This is a genomic window from Collinsella sp. OM08-14AT (genome assembly GCF_003438115.1).
GTDB lineage: Bacteria > Actinomycetota > Coriobacteriia > Coriobacteriales > Coriobacteriaceae > Collinsella.
The window spans coordinates 1-19,143 of sequence record NZ_QSTE01000014.1 but is presented as its reverse complement, the minus strand read 5'-3'; the positions used below and the strand labels follow the sequence as shown (position 1 = coordinate 19,143).

At 58.8% G+C, this 19,143-nt stretch carries 18 protein-coding genes; 1 reads left to right on the top strand and 17 read right to left on the bottom strand.

Translation table 11 applies throughout. From position 1 onward, the window contains the following. Positions 1-4 precede the first annotated feature (4 nt). From lepA to pyrR, 15 genes are all read right to left on the bottom strand, one after another. Entirely contained in the window at positions 5-1,816 is a 1,812-nt protein-coding gene (gene lepA / locus DXC18_RS08080) for a translation elongation factor 4 (RefSeq protein ID WP_117583208.1), read from the bottom strand. Between the two features lie 96 nt (positions 1,817-1,912). Next, positions 1,913-2,179: a 30S ribosomal protein S20 gene (gene rpsT / locus DXC18_RS08075; protein ID WP_022094714.1), complete on the bottom strand. Its 267-nt coding sequence runs from the start codon at positions 2,177-2,179 to the stop codon at positions 1,913-1,915. A gap of 133 nt (positions 2,180-2,312) precedes the next feature. Then, a complete protein-coding gene (gene holA, locus DXC18_RS08070) occupies positions 2,313-3,275 on the bottom strand; it encodes a DNA polymerase III subunit delta (RefSeq protein WP_117583209.1) in 963 nt (320 codons plus the stop codon). Positions 3,276-3,353: 78 nt separating this feature from the next. Beyond that, positions 3,354-5,657: a DNA internalization-related competence protein ComEC/Rec2 gene (locus DXC18_RS08065; protein ID WP_117716867.1), complete on the bottom strand. Its 2,304-nt coding sequence runs from the start codon at positions 5,655-5,657 to the stop codon at positions 3,354-3,356. Beyond that, positions 5,654-6,331 carry a ComEA family DNA-binding protein gene (locus tag DXC18_RS08060; protein ID WP_233509045.1) on the bottom strand — a complete coding sequence of 226 codons (678 nt, stop codon included), beginning with the start codon at positions 6,329-6,331 and terminating at the stop codon, positions 5,654-5,656. The genes DXC18_RS08065 and DXC18_RS08060 overlap by 4 nt, the downstream gene beginning before the upstream one ends. 249 nt (positions 6,332-6,580) lie before the next feature. Continuing rightward, positions 6,581-7,825: a tRNA uracil 4-sulfurtransferase ThiI gene (gene thiI, locus DXC18_RS08055; RefSeq protein ID WP_117583212.1), complete on the bottom strand. Its 1,245-nt coding sequence runs from the start codon at positions 7,823-7,825 to the stop codon at positions 6,581-6,583. Continuing rightward, entirely contained in the window at positions 7,826-8,107 is a 282-nt protein-coding gene (locus tag DXC18_RS08050) for a DNA-directed RNA polymerase subunit omega (protein ID WP_035138532.1), read from the bottom strand. A 5-nt stretch (positions 8,108-8,112) separates the two neighbouring features. Then, positions 8,113-8,682 carry a guanylate kinase gene (gene gmk / locus DXC18_RS08045; RefSeq protein ID WP_099431806.1) on the bottom strand — a complete coding sequence of 190 codons (570 nt, stop codon included), beginning with the start codon at positions 8,680-8,682 and terminating at the stop codon, positions 8,113-8,115. After that, positions 8,683-8,991, bottom strand: coding sequence for an integration host factor, actinobacterial type (mihF, locus tag DXC18_RS08040; RefSeq protein WP_006236130.1), 309 nt, complete (start codon positions 8,989-8,991; stop codon positions 8,683-8,685). A 239-nt stretch (positions 8,992-9,230) separates the two neighbouring features. Next, positions 9,231-9,947, bottom strand: coding sequence for an orotidine-5'-phosphate decarboxylase (pyrF, locus tag DXC18_RS08035; RefSeq protein ID WP_117583213.1), 717 nt, complete (start codon positions 9,945-9,947; stop codon positions 9,231-9,233). Further along, a complete protein-coding gene (locus tag DXC18_RS08030) occupies positions 9,941-10,849 on the bottom strand; it encodes a dihydroorotate dehydrogenase (RefSeq protein ID WP_199412248.1) in 909 nt (302 codons plus the stop codon). The genes pyrF and DXC18_RS08030 overlap by 7 nt, the downstream gene beginning before the upstream one ends. A gap of 14 nt (positions 10,850-10,863) precedes the next feature. After that, positions 10,864-11,631, bottom strand: coding sequence for a dihydroorotate dehydrogenase electron transfer subunit (locus DXC18_RS08025; protein ID WP_117716875.1), 768 nt, complete (start codon positions 11,629-11,631; stop codon positions 10,864-10,866). Between the two features lie 116 nt (positions 11,632-11,747). Beyond that, positions 11,748-13,037 (bottom strand): dihydroorotase, encoded by a 1,290-nt coding sequence (locus tag DXC18_RS08020; RefSeq protein ID WP_117583215.1) that lies wholly within the window; start codon positions 13,035-13,037, stop codon positions 11,748-11,750. Further along, positions 13,021-13,965, bottom strand: coding sequence for an aspartate carbamoyltransferase catalytic subunit (locus tag DXC18_RS08015; protein ID WP_035138537.1), 945 nt, complete (start codon positions 13,963-13,965; stop codon positions 13,021-13,023). Before DXC18_RS08015 ends, DXC18_RS08020 begins: the two co-directional genes overlap by 17 nt. A 4-nt stretch (positions 13,966-13,969) precedes the next feature. Beyond that, positions 13,970-14,554 carry a bifunctional pyr operon transcriptional regulator/uracil phosphoribosyltransferase PyrR gene (gene pyrR / locus DXC18_RS08010; RefSeq protein ID WP_117583216.1) on the bottom strand — a complete coding sequence of 195 codons (585 nt, stop codon included), beginning with the start codon at positions 14,552-14,554 and terminating at the stop codon, positions 13,970-13,972. A gap of 451 nt (positions 14,555-15,005) precedes the next feature. Between pyrR and rpmB the strand changes: the two genes are divergently transcribed. Then, a complete protein-coding gene (gene rpmB, locus DXC18_RS08005; RefSeq protein WP_022094725.1) occupies positions 15,006-15,194 on the top strand; it encodes a 50S ribosomal protein L28 in 189 nt (62 codons plus the stop codon). A gap of 176 nt (positions 15,195-15,370) precedes the next feature. Here the strand turns inward: rpmB and DXC18_RS08000 are convergent, their stop codons facing one another. Then, positions 15,371-16,084, bottom strand: coding sequence for an IS3 family transposase (locus DXC18_RS08000; protein ID WP_199408851.1), 714 nt, complete (start codon positions 16,082-16,084; stop codon positions 15,371-15,373). A 303-nt stretch (positions 16,085-16,387) separates the two neighbouring features. Continuing rightward, positions 16,388-19,015: an InlB B-repeat-containing protein gene (locus DXC18_RS07995; RefSeq protein WP_147330265.1), complete on the bottom strand. Its 2,628-nt coding sequence runs from the start codon at positions 19,013-19,015 to the stop codon at positions 16,388-16,390. Positions 19,016-19,143 lie beyond the last annotated feature (128 nt).

Genomic DNA, 19,143 nt, shown 5'->3' with positions numbered 1-19,143 from the left:
AGACCTACTCGTCCACCTTGAGGATCGCCATAAAGGCCTCCTGCGGGACCTCTACCGAGCCGATGGCCTTCATGCGCTTCTTGCCCTCTTTCTGCTTCTCGAGCAGTTTGCGCTTACGAGAAATATCGCCGCCGTAGCACTTGGCAAGCACGTCCTTGCGGCGCGCCTTGACGGTGGAGCGGGCAATGATCTTGTTGCCGATAGCACCCTGGATGGGCACCTCGAACAGCTGACGCGGAATAATCTCCTTGAGCTTGTCGCATAGGCCGCGGGCAAGACCGTAGGCCTTGTCCTTGTGGACGATAAACGACAGCGCGTCCACCTCGTCGCCCGAAAGCAAAATATCGAGCTTAACGAGCTCGGAGGGACGGTACTCGTTGAACTCGTAGTCCAGGGAGGCGTAGCCCTTGGTACGGCTCTTGAGCTGATCAAAGAAGTCCAAGATGAGCTCGGCGAGCGGCATGTCAAAGCGCATCTCGACCGATTTGCTCGTGAGATGGATCATGTCGGTTGTAATGCCACGGTGCTCGATAGCGAGCTGCATGACGGCACCCGTATACTCGGGCGGGCAGATGATCTTAGCCTTGAGGTAGGGTTCCTCGATACGCTCGATGCGCGTGGCCTCGGGAAGATCCTGCGGGCTACGGACATCAATCATCTCGCCGTCAGTCTTGTAGACGTGATAGTCCACCGAGGGGCTCGTGGCAATGAGGTCCAAGTTGAACTCGCGCTCCAGGCGTTCCTTGACGACCTCCATGTGCAGCAGGCCCAGGAAGCCCACGCGGAAGCCAAAGCCGAGCGCCACCGAGGTCTCGGGCTCCCACACCAACGACGGGTCGTTGACGTGCAACTTATCGAGCGCGTCACGCAGGTTCTCGTAGTCCTTGTTATCGATCGGGAACAGACCCGTATAGACCATGGGTTTAGCCTCGCGGTAGCCGGGAAGCGGCTCGGGGCAGGGATTCGACGCCCACGTGAGGGTATCGCCCACGCGCACGGCCTCGGGGTCCTTCAGGCCCGTGACCACGTAGCCGACCTCGCCAACCGTCAGCGCGTCAACCGGGGTCTCGGCAGGACGCTTGACACCCACGCCATCGACCAAAAAGTCGCCCTTTGCCTGCATCATGCGCAAGGTATCGCCTTTTTTGATGGAGCCGTCAAAGACGCGCACCGTGGCGACGACGCCACGATACTCGTCGAAGTACGAATCCAGAATGAGTGCCTTGAGCGGCGCGTTCGCATCGCCCTTGGGCGGAGAGATCAAAAAGACAATGGACTCCAGCAGATCGTGGATGCCCTCGCCGGTCTTGCCCGAGACACACACGGCATCATCGGCAGGGATCGCCAGGTCATCCTCGATCTCGGTCTTAACCTCGTCGGGGTGTGCCGAGGGCAGGTCGATCTTGTTGATGGCCGGCACAATGTCCAGATTGGCGTTCATGGCGAGCGTCGCGTTGGAGACGGTCTGCGCCTCGACGCCCTGCGTGGCGTCGACAACGAGCACCGCGCCCTCGCAGGCTGCCAGCGAGCGCGAGACCTCATAGGTAAAGTCCACGTGGCCCGGCGTATCGATCAGGTTGAACTGATACGTCTCGCCATCGTCGGCGTCATAGGACACGCGAACGGCATTGGACTTGATCGTAATGCCGCGCTCGCGCTCGATATCCATGGTGTCGAGCAGCTGCGACTCCATGTCGCGCTCGTCGACGGTATGGGTGAGCTCGAGGATGCGGTCACTGATCGTTGACTTGCCATGGTCGATGTGCGCAACAATCGAGAAGTTGCGGATGTGGGAAATGTCATTTGAAGTATTCATGCGGACTATCTTACCCGAGCGATACAAAAAATGGAGCCTGTTCCATAAAACAGGCTCCATTTATGCGCGTAAACTGTGTGGTGTGAAATTTACAACTTAGGCGTTGATGCTGTTCACGAGCTTGGCAAGACCGGACTTGCGGTTGGAAGCCTGGTTCTTGTGGATAACATGCTTGGCGGCAGCCATGTCGAGACGCTTGGTGACGGTCTTGAGGGCGGCCTGGGCCTTCTCGGCGTCGCCCTCGGCGACGGCGGACTGGACGTGCTTGGTCAGCGTCTTGAGCTCGGACTTGACAGCCTTGTTACGCATGCGAGCTGCCTCATTGGTGCGGATACGCTTCTTCTGAGACTTGATGTTTGCCACTTCTGGAGTTCCTTTCGAGTTCCTTGCAAAAAATGTATGACACCTCTGAGACACGGTGAGGTCATGCAAGCGCCTACTATAGCACGCTCCCCCTCAAAGGGATAGAACGAATTTGCCAAATAGGCAGGTATCATCACGATTTTCTCAAGATGTTCGTAATCCAGAGCAAAAGCGCGGTCTCAGAATCGGCCGAACCCTTGAGCGCGAGCTCCACATCGACCGCTCCCTCGAGCGCTGCGACGAGCTCTGTCATCGAAAAGCGGCGAGCCCAGGTCAGGTGATTCTTGACCTGCCAGGACTGGAGCTTAAGCGTTGCGGCCAGCTCACGACCCTGTCCGCGCGCATCGAGCGCCTTGGCAACGATAAGCTCGCGAATACGGCCGCACAGCAATGTGTAAGTCCACACGTAGCTCTTGGCGGGCAGTAGATTGAAGAGCTCGAGCGAGCGGCGCATGTCACGGGCCGAGACCGCATTGAGAAAGTCCCAGGGCTGAACCTCGGCCGTACGTACAATCCAGCGCTCAACGTCGGCAAGCTCAATCTGGGGCGCCTCGACCATCTGGGCAAGCTTAGCCAAATCGTTATCGAGCATGCGAGTGTTTTCACCCGAACGCGAGACGAGTTCCTCGGCGGCCGCCGTCGAGATCGACTTGCCATGCTGCGTCGCCATCTGCTGAACGCGGCGCGGTAGCTCCCAGCGCTTGGTGCCGGAGCAATCGATCACGGCCTTCTTGTCGATCTTGGCGATCGCCTTATACAGGCGCGTGTTCTTGGCAAGCGAGTCGGCGATGATGAGGCAGACCGTTGTGGGGCTGGGACTTGCGAGGTACTCGACGAGCGGCTCCGAGACAGCCTTAGCGAGCTTTGAGCAGCCATCAAGGATTACCAGGCGAAACTCGCTGCCCATCGGAAAGGTGTTAAGCGATCCGATAATGGACTCGATATCGGGGTCCTTAGTCATGTCGCGCTCGTCGAGGTTAAACTCGACCATACCCGACTTTTCCAGACGCGCTTTCATACGCGAGACGGCGTGATCGCGCTTGACTCCGTCGGTACCGACGATCAGATATGCCGGCAGCAGACCGGTTTCGGACATTGCGCTCCCCTCCCGCAGGCCTTCGTATTCGTTCCGTGCCATTCTAGCCCAGGGGCCCACCACACGCCAACGACGTCGTCACGGTCGCTGGCATCGCATCGCAAAGCCATTCTCAGTCGGCGTGACGGTAATGTCGCCGTGTTCGATGGTGCACGCGAACATGCCACCCGCTTCCTTCACGGCATCGATGCAGGCATCGGACGGATGACCGTATCGATTCCCCTCGCCCGCGCTCGCGAGGGAAAGCTCGGGTCTCAGAATCTCCAGCAGCGCGGCATCGACCGAAACCTTGGAGCCGTGATGCCCGAGTTTAAGGACATCGATATCCCCCACCTCATGCACGAATTCCCGTTCCTGGTCGAGCTCGGCATCACCGGTGAGGAGCATGCGCAGGCCCTTGTCTTCCTGAACATAAGAGAGCAGCAGGACAAGCGAGTCCTCATTGCCCTCGCCATCCACGGACTCGAATGGCCACATCACGCGGGCGCAAAATGAGCCGATGTCGACCGTATCCCCATGGCGCACCTGCCGATACTCCACGCCAGGTCGGTTCAATACCTCGGCAGGAGCATCCTCCAGCGCATCTGCCGCCACGGCAATCGTTCCGACCGAAAACTGTTCGAGCACGGCAGGCAGACCACCCCAGTGATCCTCATCCCAATGCGTCACAAAGACGGCATCGATATGGTGCACGTTATTGCGAACCAACGCCGCCACCACGCGCTCGTCGAGCCCGCAGTCGACGAGCGCTACTGTGCCGCCCTGGCGGATAAGAATCGCATCGGCCTGGCCCACATCGAGCACCGTCACCGAAGGCGGAGCGAACCGATCCCAGTAGGCGTACGGAATCGCAGCCAAGAACACCAGGCACGTAAGCCCCACCGCCATAGGACGTGCACGGGGACGCGGCCACCAGACCAGCAGAACCGCCAGCAAACACGGCACTAGGTAAATCCACATGCTATCGGGCGGCACACTCACGGATGCACCCGGCACGGCGGCAAACAGCTGCTCGAAGAACAACGCGCAACGGGCGGCAACCATGGGCACAATGAGCGCCCAAATCCGCAATGGTGCCACGAGCGAATAGGGAACCAGTACGATCGACACAGCGAGCAGTACGCTCACCACCGGACCGATGACCGCATTTGCCAGCGGAGCAATGAGCGAGAACGTACCGAAGGCAGGAATGGTAATGGGGAGCGTCGCCAACTGCGAGCACAGCGTGACGGAAAGCATGCTGGCAACGCCCGACGGCACACCCAACTCACCCAAAGCGTAGGTCGCATAGGGGCAAAAGCACAGAATGGCTAAGACGCTGGCACATGAAAGCTGAAAGCCCATCTCGAACAGCACCGTCGGCCGCAGTAGCACAAAGATGGACATGGTTACGAAGAGCGCCGATGCGCCGTGCCGGCGACGCCCTGCGCCGTTTACGACAAGCGTCGCGAACACCATGCAGCACGCGCGCACGGCCGAGGGAGACGCGCCCGTAAAGGCAGCGTAGCCCACAAGCGTTATCGCCAATATCACCCGCCGAAGACCACGTGAACACCGAGTCTTTTGCAATACGCCCTCAATTACAAACCCCACGATAGACAAATGGCTGCCGGAGACGGCGATAAGATGCGCCGTACCCGTCACCGAAAACCAGTCGCCCGCCGACTGGGCGCGCAGCTCGGCCGAACGACCGCAGACGACACCGGCTATGAGTGCACGCGCCGGGTCGGTCGCAGGCGCGATGGACGCAAGCAGCCCATTTCGTAGCCGAAGCAGCGGCCCCGGAGAGCCCTCATCGACCGACACAATCCGAACGGCTTTTACCTTGCATACCTCGCCTCGGAGCACGCGCGATCGTCCATACGCATCGTTCTCAAAACGCGAAACGCGACCGATAACACGCACGTGCGCCCCGACCTTGAGCTCGCGGTCGCACGATAGGCGAACCGTTGCCAAGTTCTTACCGTCCGCGCGTGCCTCGCAGGTATAGGAATACACGTCGTCGTTTATTGATGGATCGCCCTGCACGACAAACTCGAGGCTGCTTGCCGCTCGACCGTCGAGCGCCTTCGAGGCGCTTAGCGCACCCACAGCCCACCAGGCCGAGACGACCGCTCCCGCCACGAGACCGACGGACGCGGCATACAGCCACCGCTTCAAAGGGGCAAGCCGCGCACATGATTGAGCCAGCATAACAAATACCGCCGCCGCAACGGGAATGGTCCATAGCGGCCCGACCGCTGGCGCCCGCTCCCTCAACAGCGCATCAGCGGCCATGTTGAGCACCAAGACGCAGCTCATGCACATGCCGGCACACAGGGTCATCGTCCACGGAAGCAGGGGCCGCGGAGGCATAACACGCTCGCGCTCGGTCGCACTCATACGCAGATGCAATCTTTGATTTTGGCAAGCTTCTTCTCGCCGATTCCCGACACACGCATCAGGTCGTCAACCGAGGCAAAAGCACCGTTCTTTGTCCGCTCATCGATAATCGACTGGGCCATGGAGGGACCGATGCCCGAGAGCGTCTGCAGCTCTGCCGCGCTTGCCGTATTGATGTTTACCAGGCCTGTTGCGCCGCTCACGCCCGATGATGCGGAAGCCCCACCATCAACACCGGCTTCCGCAATAGACGCCTGCTGCTCCCCTACCGTTGGAACGTGGATTTTTTGTCCATCAGTGACCTTAGATGCCCGATTGAGCCCCGTAACGTCTGCCTCGGGCGCCAGCCCGCCGGCGGCATCAATCGCCTGAGCCACCCGCGCGCCGTCCTTGAGACGATATACACCGGGCGACACAACGGCGCCCTCGACATCGACATAGACCTCTGCCGCGGCAGAAGCCTTAGTCGAAGAACCTTCGGATGTCTTTCCGCTCGAGGCATCACCGGATCCCGGCTCCACCAACGAGCCCGAACCGTCAGTGCGCTCAAACGACACGGCGCCGGCACCGCCGCCAAGGTTCGCCATCGCCAAGCCGCTCGCCATCGCAATGACGCCCAGCATCGCCACCACCACAGCCTTATGACCGAGCAGCTTGCCTGCCCAGCGGTCCATCTTTTTGACCCGTTCGTGTTGTTCGCGCTGCGCCATAACAAAACCTCCCAACAACATCGTGTCAGGAAAAGAGCCCTGCAACGGCCATGCTTCAAAACCGGTTTTCGCGGTCAAACCAAAAGCCGACCAAAACCTTGCACAAATCTGTCCATTTATTCAGGCACACGTCAGCAAATGAACACTTAGCCGCAAAATGCCCAGATAGCAAAAGACCGACGATGCAAGAGCATCGTCGGTCTATGCACAAATTTACTCGTGATCTTGGTAAATCTCACGCGGAGCAAGCTCCGAATGTTTGCATTTTAAGGTCTTAGGGGCCTTATACGTGTTGCTTTCGAAGTCGATGTACTCGGTCTGCTTGAGTAGGCGCTCGATCATCTCCTCGTGATCGAACAACTCCCAGGCCTCATGCACGGCATCGAGTTTAGCGTGCGTCTCGGGACGACGCGGCATAAACAGCGTGCAGCAGTCGGGAGCGGCCTCAGTCGAGATATCGAACGTACCAATCTCCTCGGCGCGCGCGATAATCTCCTGCTTGTCCGAACCGATGAGCGGACGGAACACGGGGATCTTCACGGCCTCGTTAACGGCCATGATATTCTCAAGCGTTTGGGAGGCAACCTGTCCAAGCGATTCGCCCGTCACGATGGCCTTGGCGCCCTCGATGTGTGCAATGCGCTCGGCAACCGAATACATAATGCGGCGATACATGATCACGCGCAGGTTGCTGGGACAGGTGACCGAAATCTCACGCTGGCAGTCGCCAAACGGCACCACGTACAGGCGGCCGATCTGGACACCCGGCTCAAGCGCACGGATGATGTCCTGCACCAAATACTCGCTCGTGTCGGGCGTCTGCGGACGACCTGAGAAATGCACCGGCACGCACACCGCGCCACGACGCGCGAGCATCCAGGTCGCCACCGGAGAATCAATACCCGACGACAGCAGCGTCACGACCTTGCCGGCAGAACCCACCGGCAGACCGCCCACGCCGCGCTCGGAGCGTGCGTACACGTAAACGCTACCCTGGACCACCAGTACGTGCACCATCGCGTCGGGGTCGTGCATTTGAACCTTTTTATCGGGGAAGGCCTCACACAGTACCTCGCCCACCTGTCGATTGATATCAATCGAGGTGAGCTCGTAGTCGGTGTTAGAGCGCTTGGCATGCACCTTAAACGACTCAAAGGGACCAAACTCGCGCAGCGCCTTCACGGCGGCGGCGCAGTACTCCTGCGGGTCGCGGTTCGTGTGATATGCCAGGGACACGCGGGCAACGCCGGGTACGGTGCGAATGACGCGCGCCGCCTCGTCGGCCTGATGCTCATTAAAGGTCACGAGGATATAACCGGAAATTCGAGACACGGCATTCACGGAAAAGGCGGCCAAGGCCGCCTTGATGTTATCCATGAGGATATGCTCAAAATGTGCGCGGTTCTTGCCCTTCAGTCCAACCTCGTGATAGTGGACCAGGCAGACGCGAGCCGCCATTTAGGCTTCAGCAACCTTGTGGCCGAGCGCCTTCTCGTAACGAGCCTCGTCGTAAGAGATGTCACCGTCGACAATCTCGTCCATAGCCATCGAGATGGTATCGGCACCGGAAAGCCCGATGGTGATGTCATCGACATCCTGGACGGCAAGCACGCGGTTGTGCTGGCCACGCAGCATGCTATTGATGTCGCAGGCGCGCTTGGAGGCAAGCGAAGCGAGCAGGAAGCGGTTGTGATCGGTCTTCTCCAGAAGATCGTCAATGCAAGGCTTTACAACGGACACGGACCTCAGATCCTTTCATGCATATCGAGAACGCGAACGAGTTCATCGGTCGCGCGGTCGAGATCGTCATTCACCACGACGTCGTCGTAGCGGTCGGCAAGGGCAAGCTCATCGGCGGCGTTTGCCATACGCAGCTCAATCGTCTCGGGCGTCTCGGTACCGCGACCGACTAGACGCTCGCGGAGCACCTCAAGCGAAGGCGGCTTGATAAAGATCAGCACGGCCTCGGGGAAACGCTCCTTCACCTGCAGGGCGCCCTGGACATCGATCTCCAAAATCAGAGACGAGCCCGAGGCGAGCTTGGATGTGACCTCGCTCACCAACGTGCCGTAGCAGTTACCGTGGACCTCGGCCCACTCAACAAACTCACCGTTTGCCACGCGGCGGTCGAACTCCTCGCGCGTCAGAAAAAAGTAGTTGACGCCGTCGACCTCACCTTTGCGTGGTGCTCGCGTGGTAGCCGAAACCGTCAAACCCAGGTTCGAGCGGCGCTCGCGCACACGAGTGACGAGCGTACCCTTGCCTGCGCCTGACGGTCCAGAAATCACAAAGAGCTTGGAATCCTGAGCGCTCACTTATTTGGTCAGCTGCTCGAGGAGCTGCTCGCGCTGACGGACGCCGAGGCCCTGGACGCGACGAGTAGCGGAGATACCGAGCTCCTCCATGATCTTGGCGGCCTTGGCCTTGCCATAACCAGGGAGAGACTCGATGAGGGTGGAAACCTTCATGCGGGAAGCGATGGGGTCATCGGAGTTGAGCACGGACTCGAGGGACTTCTCGCCCTTCTTGATCTGCTCGCGAAGCTCAGCGCGGGCGTGACGTGCGGCGGCAGCCTTCTCAAGAGCCTGCTTGCGCTGCTCGTCGGTAAGCTGAGGGAGTGCCATTCGTACCTCCAAATAGTTGGGTTATATCTGATTCAATAATTGGCATTTTAGCACGTAGAACGTACAAAATGCCTAATCGCGGCTCCATAGGTTAGACGATACCCGCAAAAAGTGCAATATACTGCGCCCAAAGTTAAGCCCCTGACCTGCGATTCCACACAAAGGATGGGAAAGTTTACGCAGGCACAGGGGCTATTTTGTGCTAATGAGACCCAAAAGTGGTGACTTAGGGGAATCTTTTACGCGACGTTTTCGACCAGCTCGGCGACGATGGCGTCAAAGGCGGCAACCGGATCGTCGGCACCGGTGATGGGACGGCCCACCACAATGTGGCTTGCGCCACGCTCGATAGCCTGGGAAGGCGTCGCCACGCGGGACTGGTCACCAAGGGCGGCACCCACCGGACGCACACCCGGAGTCACGATCAGGGCATCAGGACCCAGCAGCTCACGCATGTCGTGAGCCTCCATCGGCGAGCACACGATGCCGTCGATGCCGTTGGTCTGGGCAAGCTTTGCCAGACGGGCGGCTTCCTCGGCCACGGGAGACTCGACGCCGATCTCGCTCAAGGCATCCTGATTCATACTCGTGAGCACGGTAATGGCGACGAGCTTGGCGCGGTCCTCGCGCGCCTCCTCGGCACCCTCACGGCACGCGGCGAGCATAGCGCCCGAACCCAAGCCGTGGACCGAGAGCAGGTCGGCACCGGCAAGCGAGGCCGAACGGGCGGCACCGCGCACCTGATGCGGAATGTCATGGAACTTAAGGTCGAGGAAGACCTTGAAGCCCAAGTCCTTGAACGTCTTGACGATCTCGGGACCCTCGGCGTAATAGAGCGTCATGCCCACCTTGAGCCAGACGGCGTGGCCCGAAAGCTCATGGGCGAGCTCGAGCGCACGCTCACGATCGCAGTCGAGGGCGACGATAACACGGTCGCGGGCATCATTCTCTAGCATTCGAAAGCACCTACCAGCTCGTTGATATCCTTCACGCCCTGGGACTCTGCCCAAGCCTCGAGCTCGCGCGCGATCTTAATCGAAGCGCACGGATCGACAAAGTTGGCCATACCGACCGACGCGCAGGTGGCGCCGGCCAGGATAAACTCGGCAGCATCCTCGCCGGTCATGACACCGCCGACGCCGTTGATGGGGATATCGACGGCCTGAGCGACCTCCCAGACCATGCGAACGGCGATGTGGTGGCACAGCGGGCCCGAAAGGCCGCCCTTGGGCTTGGCAACACGGGACTTGCGGGTGTGCACGTCAATGGCCATGCCCTGGATGGAATTGATGACCGAAAGGCCGTCGGCGCCGGCAGCCTCGAGAGCCTTGGCAATCTCGGCGACATTAACCGGAGCCATCTTTACGAACAGCGGCTTATCGGTCACCTTGCGGCAGGCAGCCATAACGGAAGAGGCGCCCTCGGGCGTGGAGCCCATGGCGGCACCGCCGGCGGCGATATTAGGGCAGCTCACGTTGATCTCGTAGCCGGCAGCCCAGGGGCACAGCTCGACATACATCTCGAGCGCGCGGACAAACTCGTCAACGGAGTGGCCGGCAACCTGACAGATGACCTGGCAGCCGTCCTTGGACAGCTGTTCGAGCCACGGACCGGACTCGCGGGCAAAGGCGGCCACGCCGGGGTTCTGAAGGCCCACGGAGTTGATCATACCGCCGGGAATTTCGGCCATGCGGGGCGCGGGGTTGCCGGGCCAGGGCTCGGCAGCGCAGCCCTTGGTGGTGATGGCGCCCAGCTGGGAAACATCAAAGAAGTTCTGGAACTGCCAACCGTAGCCAAAGGTACCGGCTGCGGTGTTGATGGGGTTCTGCATCTTGACGCCGCCGAAATCGACGGCCATGTTAACGGTACCCACTAGAAGACCACCACCTTGGAAGCATCGAACACGGGGCCGCACATGCAAGCACCCTTCATACCGTCGACCGTCTCGACATTGCAGGTGTTGCAGGCGCCAAAGCCACAGCTCATCATGCGCTCGAGGGACACCTCGCAGTACGCACCGGCCTCGGCGGCAGCGGCGGCGACTTTCTTCATCATGACAGCGGGGCCGCAGCTGGCGACGTAGTCGTAGCCGCCCTCGCCAAGCAGCTCAGCGGCAGGATCGGTGCAAAAACCGTGCGTGCCGAGCGAGCCGTCGTCGGTGCACACGTTGACCGTATCGCACAGCGCGCGGAACTCATCGACTCCCACGGCCTTGGACGCGGTGCCAAAACCCAGGCACACGTCGACGGCCACACCCTGCTCGACGAGCATGCCGGCAAGGCACAGCACGGGCGGAACACCGATGCCGCCCGCAACGAGCAGCGCCTTCCTGGTGCCCTCGGGCACAAGCCAGCCGCGGCCGCCAGGGCCCAGCAGATTAGAGGTGGAACCGGGGGCCATCTGCGACAGACGACGGGTGTCATCGCCCACGACGGCGTACCACAGCTCGACGGTGCCGGTCTGGGCGTCGGCGCGATAGAAGCTCAGGGGCACGCGAAGCAGCGAGGACGCATCGCCGGGCACGGCAATGTTCACAAACTGGCCGGACTTGAGCGCACTTGCAAGCTTGGGGGCCGAGATAACGAGCGAGAAGATACCGTCGGCGATCTCCTGGTTCGAGACGACCTCGAAGTCGTGCATGCGTGCAGTGGAAGGTGTGGGCATAGACGCTCCAATCCCCCATGCGGTTGCATGGTTCAGGCGAACAGAAAGCGCGGCACCGCAAGGGCACCGCGCACAAAAGCGATAAGGCTATGCTAGCAGATGCAGCCGTCGGCGAGCGTCTGCTTGCCGCCGACAAACACATCGGTGGCACGACCGGTGAGCGTGCGGCCGGCAAAACCGGAGTTCTCGGCACGCGACTCGTAACCGTCCTCGCCGACCGTCCAGGTAGCAGCGGGATCGAACACGGTCAGGTCGGCAACGGAGCCCGCCTTGACCTGAACCTGGTCGAGGCCCAGGATCTCACGAGGCTTGATGGCCATGAGCTCGACCATGCGACCCATGCTCATCTTGCCCGTGTTGACCAGCTCGGTGAGCACGAGCGACAGCGAAGTCTCGAGGCCGATCATGCCGAAGGGCGCAAGCTCGAACTCGCGGGCCTTCTCCCACGGGGTGTGGGGAGCGTGATCGGTGACGATAGCGTCGACGGTACCGTCGATGACGCCCTGGCGAATGGCCTCGGCGTCCGCCTCGGTACGCAGCGGCGGGTTGACCTTGAGCGAGGTGTTGTAGGTCTCGTCCAGGTCGTTCTCGGTCAGGAACATGTGATGCGGCGTGGCCTCGCAGGTAACCTGAACGCCAGCGGCCTTGCCGGCACGCACGAGCTCCAGGCCATGGGCGGTGGAGATATGCTGGATGTGTAGTTTGGCGCCGGTCAGCTTGGCGATCTCGATGTCGCGGGCGATCTGAAGCTCCTCGCCGGCAGCCGGCCAACCCTCGAGGGCCAGACGGGTCGAGACCCTGCCCTCGTTGATCTGGCCGTGACCGACCAGGTCCTCGTCCTGGCAATGGCTCATGAAGACCTTGCCGAATATCTTGCCGTAGTCCATGCAGCGACGGAGCATGCCCGCGCCCTGCACGCCGCGACCGTCGTCGGTGAAGGCGACGGCGCCGTGGGCGACCATATCGCCCATCTCGGACATAGCCTCGCCCTTAAGACCGCGGGTCATGGCGCCCGACGGATAGACGCGGCAGTGACCGACCTCGGCAGCACGGGACTTGACGAACTCCACGACGGTGCCGTTATCGGTGACGGGATCGGTGTTGGGCATGGAGCACACGCCGGTAAAGCCGCCCTTGGCAGCTGCGCGGGTGCCGCTCTCGATGTCCTCTTTGACCTCGTAGCCGGGCTCGCGAAGGTGAACGTGCATATCAACCAGGCCGGGGACGAGGTACTTGCCGGAAAGGTCGCGGACCTCGGCTCCCTCGACGGCAAGATTCTCGCCGACCTCGGCGATCTTGTCGCCGTCAATCAGGACGTCAACGACACCGTCAAGCTCGACGGACGGGTCGACGACGTGGGCATTCTTAAGAAGCAAGGCCATTATCGGCACCTCCAAGCAGCAGATACAGGATAGCCATACGCACGCAGATACCGGCATAGACCTGCTCCAGGATGACGGAGCGTTGCGGGTGGTCGGCCATATAGGAGTCGAACTCGACGCCGCGGTTGATGGGGCCCGGGTGACAGATGATCGCATCGGGCTTCATGAGCTTCTCGCGGTCCTTGGTCAGACCGAAGAGCTTGTGGTACTCGCGAATGGTCGGGAACGGTGCACCCTCGAGGCGCTCCTGCTGCACGCGAAGCATGTAGACGACGTCCAGCTCGGGCAGGACGGAATCGAGGTCGCTCGTCACGTGGTCGCAGCCCAAGACCTCGGGCGCCGGCGGCAGCAGCGTGCCGGGGGCGACAGCGTAGGTCTCGCAGCCCATGATCTTAAGAGCGGGGATCAGCGAGCCGCAGACGCGGGAGTGCGCGATATCGCCGACGACGGCGACCTTCAGACCGTGGAAGTCACCCTTGTGCTCCCAGATGGTGTACAGGTCGAGCAGGGCCTGCGTGGGGTGGTTATGCTTACCGTCACCGGCGCAGATGACGCTCGCGGGCGAGTTCTGCGTGACGATGTAGGGAGCGCCGGCGTGCTTATCGCGCACGACAATGCAGTCGATCTTATAGGCGTTGAGGGTCTCGACGGTATCGACGAGGCTCTCGCCCTTGACCGTGGAGGTCGAGGAGCCGCCGAAGTTGAGGCTGTCGGCCGAAAGACGCTTCTCGGCGAGCTCGAAGGAGCTGCGGGTACGCGTCGAGGGCTCGTTGAACATGTTGACGATGGTCTTACCCTTGAGCGTGGGGACCTTCTTGATGGCACGCTCGTTGACCTCGGAGAACGCCTTGGCGGTCTCGAGGATGAGCTTGATGTCCTCTTCGGAGTACTCGGTAATGTCGATCAGGTGCTTATGATTGAACGCCACGGTACTACTCACCTCCCAGCGGCGCGGAGCCCACGTGGGAACCCGGCGCGACGTCGTTGATCTCGACAGCGGTACGGCCGTCGACTTCCTTCATATATAGGTGCACGTTCTCCTCGTGCGACGAGGGAACGTTCTTGCCGACAAAGTCCGGCGAGATAGGGAGCTCGCGGTGACCGCGGTCAACGAGAACTGCCAGCTCGACTCGGCTCGGACGGCCCAGGTCCATAACGGCGTCCAGAGCGGCGCGGATGGTGCGACCCGTGTACAGGATGTCGTCCACCAGCACGACGCGCTTGCCGTCGACGCTGAAGGGAATGTTGGTAGCGTGGATCGCGGGAGCGAAATTGGTCGCATAGTCATCGCGGTAGAAGCTGATGTCGAGGCTGCCGAGCGGAACGTCGACGCCCTCGATCTCCTTGATCTCCTCGGCGAGCTTCTTTGCCAGAAGGTCGCCGCGCGTGACGATACCGACCAGAGCGAGGTCTTCACAGCCCTCGTTGCGCTCGAGGATCTCGTGCGCGATGCGGGTCATCGCTCGGTTGACGGCGGTCTCGTCCATGATGACCGCCTTGGGGGAAGTCGTGCCCATCGATCTCCTTCCTCACATGTCTTGACTGCTGACACAGTCAAAAAAATAGATGCCCGACCGCTCAAAGCGGACCAGACACCCACAGGAAGGGCTGCTCTTTGGCAGCAATGTAATTCCATGTGGGTATCTCGTACCCCTTTAATGGTCAAGGGATAGTGTAGCCAACCTCGAGCTTAATTGCGAGCATAAATACAGAGCAATCCGTAAACGGGCGCAGGCGCTCCATAAACCTATATATATTTGTGGGACGAGCTTGAAAACGCACGCACGAGCTGGCATAATCCCCTCTGCTGCACGCAAATCGGATCTACGTCCAGGGCCGTAGCGTGAGCACTATCGCCAAAAGAGGAATATCTCTGTGTAGATTGCGCACAGGGAGCGACTTCTGTGCTATAGTTCAGGCTTGTTTGTTAACGCGACATGTTCGTTTGTCGCCCAAGGAGGGTCAGTTATGTCCAAAGTTTGCGAAGTTTGCGGTAAGCACCCCGTTGCCGGTCGCTCCATCAGCCACTCTCACCGCGTCACCAACCGTAAGTTCCGCCCCAACATCCAGCGCGTCTACGTCGTCGTCGATGGTCACCGTCGCAAGATGAACGTTTGCTCCACCTGCCTCAAGTCCGGCAAGGTTGCGCGCTCCTAAATAAGGTCTTACCAACAAGTACCTCGGACTCTCCGGGTCAAAGACCTCGCGTTCACATAGAACTATAAGAAACCGCTTTCTTTTGAGGAGGCGGTTTCTTTTTCTATCTATCCAGGAATGCAAAACCAGAGCGAAAAATGAAATGCGTCCCAAATCTTGGACGCCCTAAATAGCGACTAGGCCGCGAGGGCCTGATTCCGGAACTCCTCCGGGGTCAGGCCCTTCAATCTTACCTGCCTCCGGCTCGTGTTCCAGTGGACTATGTATTCCTCCAGGTCGCGTTTGAAATCCTCGAACGTCTCCCACTCGCGGCCCCGGTAGAACTCGTCCTTGACGTGGCCGAAGAGCTGCTCGGTGGCGGCGTTGTCGATGCAGTTCGCCTTCCTGGACATGCTCTGGACGATGCCTGCGGCCTCGAGCCTGGATGTGTACGAGGCGTGCTGGTACTGCCAGCCCCGGTCCGAGTGCATGGTCGGGGCGGCGCCCTCGGGGATCTTGGACAGCAGCTCGTCGAGCATCCTGACCTGCTGGGCCATGTCGGGCGTGGTCGATATGTCGCTCGCCACAATCTCCTTGGTGCAGAAGTCCAGCGTCGGGGCCCAGTAGGCCTTGCCGCCCGCCACCTTGAACTCGGTGACGTCCGTTCCCAGCTTCCGCCACGGGGCCCCGGCGTCGAAATCCCTCGCGATCACGTTCTCGAACGTCCTGCCGACGACGCCCCTGTACGAGTTGTACCTGTGGTAGGCCGTCTCGCGTCTGATACCGCAGCGAATCCACATCTCGCGCATCATCTCGAGCACGGTCTTGTCGGCTATCACGGCCCCCTCTTCCGCCCTGAGGCACATCGCTATCTGCCGGTGCCCGCAGCCGTTGGCAGTGCGCGAGAAGATCTCGGCGACCGCCGGCGGCCTTCTGCTCGTATGTGTACCTGCCCTGCTTTCCGTCCATGCGCAGCAGCACCTCGCTCCCGAATGCGCGGTATATCTCCTGCCATCTTCTCACGGCTTCCGCGGGAAGCGAAAGGGCGATCGCGGCAGATTTATACCCGTGCCCGAGCTCGAAGAGCCCTATGGCCGCCTTCCTGGCCTCGATATCATGCTTCACTCTCAAATCAACGCGCATAAAGAAAGCCTCCCATTTCTCATGTCCAAGAAATGGGAGGCAGTTCATTCAAAGCCATGGCAGGCCATTACTTATTTATCGTTCCGCCTCTTCTTGCGGTTGTATTCGAGCAGCAAACCTAAAGAAGTCAAAGCAGATCCGGCAACTGCCAGCGGAAGAACCGGCAGCAGTCTCTCCCCTGTCGAAGCCAGGGCACCCGGCTCGGTGGTCTTGGTCTGGGAGGCGGGGTCGGCCTTGGTCTCGCCGCCGTTCTCGTCGAAGGTCACGGTGACGTCGCGGGGCACCCACTTCCACTGGGCGTAGACGGTCGTGGACCTGGAGACCTCGGTCTTGTCGGTGAACTGATCGCCCGAGCCGTCCCTCTCGGTGTTCCAGCCGTCGAACGCCCAGCCCTTGCGGGTCGGGGCGGTCTTGGGCAGCGCGAAGGTGTAACTGTCCTTATCTGCAGTCTTATCTTGCAAAAACTTTTGAGGATAAGCAGGATCGTATGCGCCATTATCATCAAAAGTCAGCGATAACTTTGCTGCGACCTGCCACATGTGAAAATCATCAGTACCGTCGGCATCCCTGAAGCGCTTAAGGTAATAGCCCTCACCAACCGCATCCTCGTTGCCAAGAATAAAAGTGCTTTGCTTAGGTGCATCACCACTAGCTTTGGAGAGTACGTAGTTATCTCCGAGTGACGGCAGTTTCAAATTCTGCCAATTGTTCGGATCCACCGTATTAACAGTAGTCTTCCCTGACGATTCCCCTTTTACAATAAGGGGAATGTCGCCGCCATCATCCGTGCCATCATAGTTATTAGTGACAGCTGGCAGTCTAATTTCAGCGTCATCGCCACGGTAATTTCCTTGGAATAATGCGGGTGCCATTAAGGCAAGTGTGCCCTTATTAATAACGGCACCTTTCAAATTACTTGAACCGTGATCGATGAGAATGCCCTTACTGCCAATAGAGGTGGTTCCCTTAACGAAAATATCGTTATAGTTTTTCGCAGTATTGTATTGTTGCTCCCAAGTACCATTGATATCGACATAACCATATACGTAGGCTTGAGAGCCAGCTGTCGTCAAAACGCTGCCCTCATCTACCCGAAGGCCATTGTCTTCAATTAATTCATAGCTAGAAGCATTGTTGCAACCAAATTTGGTCGTTACATTTGTATTCGATTGACCAGTAATAGCGATCTTATTTACAGAAGAAATCGTACCGGCCGTAATTTCGGAGTTATCAGTAACATTCAATGCAGATGCGTACTTAATATAAGGAATCTCAGCCACAGTCCCTGCAATATTGATTGTGGGAGAAGAAGACCCCTTGGGAAGCCCATAGTACACACCCGTAACGCCCGTAGCTATTTCCGGTCGTCCAGCAATATTAATGAAGGAACCGTCAGAAATCGATACATTCTTGTTCGAAGTCAACGAAACGTAGCCAACACTGCCGCTATTCAGACTGATAGATAGCTTTCCTCTAGCCTTTACGCTCGATCCCTCATCCGACGAATTGGTCAGGTCGTTCTCGCAGAAAACATACCCATGAGAATCGCCCGCTTCATCCCTCAGCTCAACACCAGAAGCGTTCACGGCGATATCACCGTTTACAGCACTCCACTCTGCTCCATAAATAGAGCCAACATGGGAGCCGTGGACATTAACGGTAATAGATCCGCCAACGTTCGCTTTCTTCGAACCTTCAATAAAAGGGACATCATTGGGTATCGATCCACCTTTATCCCAGCCCCAAACATTCTCGTAAGCATCGATAACGACATCGCCATCGACCTCATAAACTCCATCTGGGAGCATTTGTCCTGCGCCAATTATTGGCCAATTGCTATTAAGACGAAGCATTTTGTCGGTGTTTTCATAAGTACTGCTGCCCGCAATAATATGAATGTTGCCTTTAATAGGCGCAGGGTCACCAAAATGACCGCAAATTTCATTTACCCGACCCGAGCGAACATCAAGCGTCACGTTGCCGCGCATCTCGCAACCGTAAGTGCCTTCGATAGCAGGAGAAACTTCGGAGTTGGCATTGTCGTAAACAAGCGTGGCGTTACCACCTACATAAACAGCAGGAAAGCCGTTTCCATCGCCGCTCGACCCATCGCCGCGCATGCAACCGGGATTAACGTGATTACCGCTAGCCATGCGAAGGTTACCGCTGATCTCAAGATAGGTGTCATGCTCGACGGACCCTTGATATGAACCACCGATGACGTCATGAAGGCCAGCGCCACTACCAGGATTGATATATCCAGACGCGGCTATCACCACATGTGTGTGATCGACAGTCGACCTATAGCCACCGCCATAAAGTGTTTCAGAGAGGTTGAGCTCGCAGTTACGAGTGAAAACGGTATCGAAACCATTGCAATAGAATTTTCCTGAACCAACCACTTCGACGTTGTCAAAAGTACAAGATCCGGAAAGCATGGCACGGTTGGAGAAGTGCAAGGTTGCGCGATTATCACCGTCACTCGTCACGGTAATCTTCTTGTTAGCAACGCCGAAAGTCGAAACGTAATCTTGGGTCGGCACCACAAAAGACGAGCCGCCTTTTAGGACAAGTCTGATCTCCGATAAATTATCGGAGGCGATTTTATTCAGCGCATCCTCAAATGTTGATTGATCATTAACTTGATAAACACCAGATTCTGCTGCATCAGAATTCGATTCATCAGATGTTTCATTCACATTCACATCGTTTGATTGCTTATCCGAGACATCAGATTCAGGTTTTTGATCATCACTTGAAACCGTATTGTCGTTAGACGAAGCCTCGACCGCCCATTACAGTCTGAAATAGGCCATCGATAAATTTC